The sequence below is a fragment of the Flavobacterium sp. genome, assembly GCF_044368625.1.
In the GTDB taxonomy this organism is placed as follows: Bacteria; Bacteroidota; Bacteroidia; order Flavobacteriales; family Flavobacteriaceae; genus Flavobacterium.
On sequence record NZ_JBIPPD010000307.1, the window covers coordinates 1 to 2,966 of the forward strand.

Annotated in this window: 2 protein-coding genes; both read right to left on the reverse strand. The window is 36.9% G+C overall.

The features are described 5' to 3' along the window. On the reverse strand, positions 1 to 2,085 hold a 2,085-nt coding region (gene pheT / locus ACIQ2X_RS15330; RefSeq protein ID WP_396179839.1), incomplete at its 3' end, for a phenylalanine--tRNA ligase subunit beta. A 171-nt stretch (positions 2,086 to 2,256) separates the two neighbouring features. Further along, positions 2,257 to 2,964, reverse strand: coding sequence for a DUF4197 domain-containing protein (locus ACIQ2X_RS15335; protein ID WP_396179840.1), 708 nt, complete (start codon positions 2,962 to 2,964; stop codon positions 2,257 to 2,259). Positions 2,965 to 2,966 lie beyond the last annotated feature (2 nt).

Here is a 2,966-nt window from a genome sequence, read left to right on the forward strand (position 1 = left end):
AAAATCGGCATAAAACACTTCCTGTTTGATGTCAAAGGCTTTTGCAATTGATTTTTTTACCGTACCAAAATCAACAATTTTTTCAGGGCCCAAAAATAGCGCAATTCCCTCTGCAAAAACATCTGACGTGCTTGGTTTACTTTGTGCTTTTTCCAAACCGAAACGTGCTAAAACTGCTTCAACGTATCCTTTAAACATAAAGAAATCACTCGCTTTTTGTGGATTTGTCCACGATTCCGCACTTTTATTTCCAGTAAGAAATAAGGTCAAATGTTTTAATTCCTCATAACCTGCAGGCAATTTATGATAGGTTTTTCCAATTTCGTAAAACTTTAAATCGGTGGCGCGACGGTTAATGTTATACGACAATGCTTCTAAACCTGAAAACAATAAGGATTGTCTCATTGACGATAAATCACGACTCAACGGATTGAGCATTGTGATGTTGAACTCTTCTTTTAAATCGTCAGAAAGTTTGATGTAATCGGGTGAAGTGAGCGAATTCGCCATCATTTCATTGAATCCCAAACTGGTCAATAAACTTCCCACTACATTTTGCATTTTGTAATCCTCATTTCGAGGCGAATTGGCCACAGATGCATTTAGTTTTTTGCTAAAACCAATATTATTATAACCGTAAACGCGCAAAATTTCTTCAATTACATCCACGTCTCTTTGCACATCCACTCGATAATTAGGGATGGTTAAACCCAGCCCAACATCCGAAACGCTGTTTATTTTAATGTCCAAAGAAGCCAATATTTTCTTGATGGTTTCTTTTGGTAAATCTTCCCCAATAATTTTTGACGCTTTGTTGTAATTCAGTACCACCGAAAAATCTTCTAATTTTTTAGGATAAATGTCTGTAATATCTGAAGTAATTTCACCACCAGCCAATTCGATAATCAAATTTGCCGCACGCTTTAAAGCATATTCTGTGATGGTAGGATCAATTCCGCGTTCAAAACGGAACGAAGCATCTGTATTAATTGCGTGTCTTTTTGCTGTTTTTCGAATGGAAACGGGATTGAAATAAGCACTTTCCAAGAAGATAGTACTTGTAGTTTCTTTTACACCCGAATTTTTTCCACCCAAAACGCCTGCAAAACACATCGGACCATTTTCGTCGCAAATCATTAAATCTTCTTCGTGCAACGTTCGTTCTACATTATCTAGAGTAACAAATTTAGTTCCTGCCGGAAGTGTCTTGATGATTACTTTATTGCCTTTTATTTTTGCAGCATCAAAAGCATGAAGCGGTTGACCGAGTTCATGTAACACATAATTGGTTATATCAACAATGTTGTTTTTTGGCGTAATGCCAATGGATTTTAAACGATTTTGCAACCAATCTGGTGATGGTTTAACAGTTATTCCTGAAATAGTCACACCACAATAACGGGGAGCCAACGTTGCTTCTTTAACAGAAATATCCATTTTTAGAATGCGTTTGTCTACTCTAAAATTCGAAACTGAAGGTGTAATAAATTCTGTTGAAATATTTTTTTGCAACATTCCAGCACGCAAATCTCTAGCAACTCCCATGTGGCTCATGGCATCGGCTCGATTTGGTGTCAAGCCAATTTCAAAAACTTCATCATTTTCAATATTAAAAACACGAGCAGCAGGAGTTCCGGGTTGTAAATCTTCGTTCAGAATCATGATACCGTCGTGACTGGAACCTAGACCCAATTCATCCTCGGCACAAATCATTCCGTGGCTTTCTTGGTCCCTGATTTTACCTTTTTTTATCACAAATGAATTTCCATCGGCATCGTAAAGTGTAGTGCCAATCGTGGCAACAGGAACTTTAAGTCCAGCAGCGACATTAGTAGCGCCACATACAATTTGTAACGGAATTCCTGTTCCAACATCCACCGTGGTTACTTTCAATCGATCGGCATTGGGGTGTTGTACACACGTCAAAACATGTCCTACAACTATTCCTTCCAAACCTCCTTTTACAGATTGAAATTTTTCTACACCTTCTACTTCTAAGCCCAAATCGGTTAGTAATGTTGCGGTTTCTTCAGAAGTCCAGTCGGTTTTAATAAATTGTTTTAACCAATTATAGGATATTTTCATTTTGCTTGTACGATTTATATTGCGTGTAAATTTTGGTAGCAAATATAAACATTGAATGGTGTAGTAGGAAACAAAAACAATCCTTTTTTGAACTTTAGCCTTTGGTTATCGTATAAAAAAAAAGAAGCTACGGGTTGCAGCTTCTTTGAATTAATTAAATTGTTCAATTTATTATTTACGATCTTGCATTGCAAATACTTTTTTTAATAAATCAGAAGTTCTGGCATTCAAGTTAGTACGAATATCTTGCTCCTCAACGGCTATCATTTTAAATACACCTTCCAACGCTTTTTGGGTAACGTAGTCATTCAAATCTGGATTAACATCCGCCGTAAGTGGAATTGCATTGTATTTGGTAATAATATTTTTCCAAGCTTTATCAGCACCCACTTTTGAAAGTGAATTTTGAATCACAGGATTAAATTTGCCATACAATGCCTGAGAAGTAGAACTTTGCAAATACATTGTAGCCGAATTATTACTTCCTAACAATATGTTTTTCGCATCTGTAAACGTCATATTTCTGACGGCGTCGACGAAAATGGGAGTGGCTTCTTTTACGGCATCCTCGGCAGCACGGTTAAGTAATTTGATGCCTTCGTCGGCAAGACTTCCCAAACCAATGTCGCGCAAACCTTTATCGACTTTTTGTAATTCAGGAGGAAGTAAAATTTTAACTGCTTGATTTTTATAAAATCCGTCTAATGCTGTGAGTTTGGTAACTTCTTTCGTAATTCCATTATTCAACGCTTCCTTCAATCCCGAAGCAATTTCGGCATTACCCATTGTCCCTATACCAGGATATTGATTGGCAATTTGCTGCAATTCTGCACATCCAAACAAACCGAAAGCAAACACTGCACATAAAACTTTTTTCATAT